This window comes from Microseira sp. BLCC-F43 (genome assembly GCF_041929235.1).
GTDB lineage: Bacteria > Cyanobacteriota > Cyanobacteriia > Cyanobacteriales > Aerosakkonemataceae > Microseira.
The window spans coordinates 1-3485 of record NZ_JBHFNP010000237.1 but is presented as its reverse complement, the minus strand read 5'-3'; the positions used below and the strand labels follow the sequence as shown (position 1 = coordinate 3485).

Below are 3485 nucleotides of genomic sequence, written 5' to 3'. Positions count from 1 at the left end.
AGCGGTGGGTTTGGTTATTCACAGGTTTTGATGACTTCTTACCATCAAAACTCCCCACTTATGCCTGTCAGCCTTATTTGGTCATTCCAAGTGTGTCGCTGTTTATCGATAGTTTATGCTAGTTCACCTTTAGAAGAATCCGTGGGGGGACCGTTTCGTTACCTACTAGGTCGTTCGTGAGGGTGAGGGGACTCAGATGAGTCTTTTACATGAGGGTAAGGACTGTGAATCCCTTAGTGGAGTATGCCCCACGGAACAGATGACCTTTTCAGGTCGCACAAGAAGGGACTTGCCCATCTAATCGCAGGTTAGTTTTTTCGGTCGCCTGTAAGCACGCCGCCAGCAGGAGCGGTTGGGCACCCGACCATGCAATATTTGCTTTGTCTACTTGGAGCAGGTTGTTTTCTACAAATCTTGCCAAAAACGCAGAATAAGTAGAGACGTTACATGTAACGTCTCTACTCTGACAAAGAACTCCACATTCACATTTGTGGACTCTAGTCCGAATACTTTTCTTTTTTACTCGTTCGCACTGATGGCAAGTTTGAGATAGTTTAGTCTTAGATGTGGAGAATTCAACGACAAAAGCGCCAGCACTTTGGGCCAAGGGTTTTAAGCGAGCTACGAACTCTCTAGGGAAGCGAAGACCAACAGATTTTCCAAATAGTTTTTGAAAAGCTTTATAGTCAAGCTTTTCTAACTTGATTGTGCTTAAGAGTCTTAGAATTTCATGAACCAGCCTCCCGTGTAATGACTTGCGATGCGCCGCCAGCTTTCTTTCGAGGTTGGCCTTAGCCCTCCTCGTTGAACGATAAGTTTTAGAATCGTTCCACTTTTTGCAACCTTTTTTGACAGTTCATTTTTTCTTTTTCCCTTTGCTGTCAACAAAGTCGGCGTTATAATTATCTGGATTATTAGCTCTCCTCGATCTCTCCATCCGTCGCTGCAATCGGCGTATCTGTTTTTCGACAGACTTTAGTGAGGGAGTAAATAAGTCTAATTTAGCCGAACTTTCTGCGACAATCGCTATTGTTGACGGCCGTAGATCCAATCCAACCACTCCAGAACCAATCAGGTTTTTAGGCTTGCTAAAAGGCTTGCCTTCAGAAATTAATTGAGCATAATAACGAGTCTTGCTGTTTAAACGTCGGCGAACCAGTCGCACGTATTTAACTCGACTGCCGAGTCCATGAAGAATCACTGGATCGTTATCTTGGAGATAGGGTTGGAGCTTAAGTTTCCCCCACACCAATTGTTCTTGGTGCCACCTGCTCCCGGTTGTATTCACTTTCCCTTCTAAAGAATCTAGTTGATTCTTGCTTTTAAACCTAACCTTCAAAGCGATGCCCTTGGCGACTTTTTGGGACGCATTGAACGCGCGAGTTGCGCGCCTTCTGAGCTGTATTTGAATCTATATGCTCGCCTATCCAGGAGCGCCTGATGATAGTAGCAAAGGCGTGCAAGCTGTACTCGTCGTAACCGCAGGCGGCGTTTGCGAAGGCATTAGCCTTCTGCCTCTCTTTTTTATTCGATTTAACCTTCCTGGCTGATTGGTATAGTTTTGATTCCTTGACCAATCTTAAACGCCGCATTGCCTCGCCCTAGCAGGCATTGTAAAGCTGTCTGCCAGCCTCAAACCTACACAATAAAACCCTCTCATCTGTAGCCGATACTACCAACGGTATTTCGGTTACAAATGAAATGGTTTTTGTTTTGCTTGAAGCTGTTTTGGCTACCATATAAATTGTGGATTTTGTAATATCATAACATACAATATTGACTGGGATTAAAATCGCTGTAGCACATCCGACCCATGTCTTTAGCCCGGAGGCAGACCTGCGCGTTTTTGGTGAGGCGAACCGCCGCCAGGGATGGCAGCGCATTTCCCTTGCCTGACGAGGACTTGGAATTCATCAGGAAACTGGAAGAAAACCTCACCAGACGCGGCATCACGTCGCCATCGAAGGAAAAGGTGTGATGCGGTAATTTTTGGCGTTCGCGCAAGCTAGGGTATGCATATCGCTCTTCTAATGGCTTCTCGCACTACGATCGCGCCAACCTGTCAAAAATCTCGACGCTCAAGCAGAGATTTACCTTCAATAAAGCGCACATCCTCTTCTGTTCCGCCATACCACTGCCAAGACTGACCCCGTTTTAAACCAGACCAAGTGAGGTGTGCGGCAGGCAGGTGTCCGAGTGGTGCAGTTGTAGCAAAAGTCAGTTGAGAATAGTTTAACCAAGTTCCAGACTGTCGCCAACCAATGCGATCGCCAAACTTAAAGTAATTATTTCCCACACTTTGCCAAATCTGCTTTTGAATACTAAAACCAAATTTTCCTTGAGAATATTGCTCCCACAATTTCTCAATAATTCGTAATTCTGAAGTGGGAAATCTTTGCAAGTCTTCTACTCGCAATCCACCGGCTTTTTCCCGATGTACTACTTTAAGCATTGCTGCTGATGTTTCCCAGTCAGCTTCCAACCACTTCCCGGCTGCCAAATTGTCGCGCAACTGGTTATAAATTACGGGAATATAATCTTTTAAAGCATCTCTGACGCTGGGTTCCGTTCTTTCCTTAAGCAGTAAATAAGCTTTCCACTGCATCTCGCTCTCTGGGTCGTTGAGAGCTTGAATCAGTAAGTTTAAGCCATTTTGTCCATATTTGAGAGCTTCTTTGAGGGCAGCGATTTTCGATTCCAGGGAACCACTCGCCATCCGCCTCTTTACTCCTGACAAACCGCCCAAGACGGCACCACTCAACGGCGGAGGATTTTGACCGCCAATCACCGCATCGTAGTGTCTAGGCTGATTTAAATCATCTGACATAAATGGCTTTTCCTTCACAATTGTGCGCTGTTGGCAGAAGCGTTTTCTAGCTTTTTAGCAATCTAGGGTATTCTCTAACTCCCAAGGGGTGATAAAAGTGCTGTAATCGTGCCATTCCTGGTGCTTCAGCTTTAAATATGAAGCGACAAACTCCTGACCGAGAAACTGGGATAGCACAGTATTCCCTTCCAAACATCGCAGCGCATCGAGCAAGTTGGTCGGTAACAGTTTAACAGTTCCTGGTGGTAGTGGATTGGTGTAAGTATTATTGTCATAACGCGGCGCTGGGTTGCGTTTTTGTTCGATGCCATCAAGACCGACTGCAATTAAAGCAGCAGGCAAGAGGTAGGGATTTGCCGCCCCATCAGCGAGGCGTAACTCGAAGCGCCCCGCATCGGGAATGCGGATGGCATGAGTACGATTGTTGCCAGCGTAGCTAATCGTGTTAGGCGACCAGGTAGCGCCTGAAGTTGTCACAGGTGCATGAATCCGCTTGTACGAGTTGACGGTAGGATTGTTGACATACTCCGTTAACCTAAGCATGGGAGTCACCCCCCATGCAAGGCTTCAGAACCGGACGTGAAAGTTTGCCTCACATCCAACTCCTCTCCAAATTGACCCTTGTCATGGGTACTACGTTGAGTAGAAAGGTTGCGCT

Annotated in this window: 3 protein-coding genes; all 3 read right to left on the bottom strand. The window is 46.3% G+C overall.

The genetic code is table 11. From position 1 onward, the window contains the following. Window positions 1-856 precede the first annotated feature (856 nt). Entirely contained in the window at window positions 857-1288 is a 432-nt protein-coding gene (locus ACE1CM_RS32380) for a hypothetical protein (RefSeq protein ID WP_374882991.1), read from the bottom strand. A 774-nt stretch (window positions 1289-2062) separates the two neighbouring features. Beyond that, a complete protein-coding gene (locus ACE1CM_RS32375) occupies window positions 2063-2827 on the bottom strand; it encodes a GUN4 domain-containing protein (RefSeq protein WP_374882990.1) in 765 nt (254 codons plus the stop codon). Between the two features lie 54 nt (window positions 2828-2881). Further along, window positions 2882-3370, bottom strand: coding sequence for a hypothetical protein (locus ACE1CM_RS32370; protein WP_374882988.1), 489 nt, complete (start codon window positions 3368-3370; stop codon window positions 2882-2884). Between the last annotated feature and the right edge of the window lie 115 nt (window positions 3371-3485).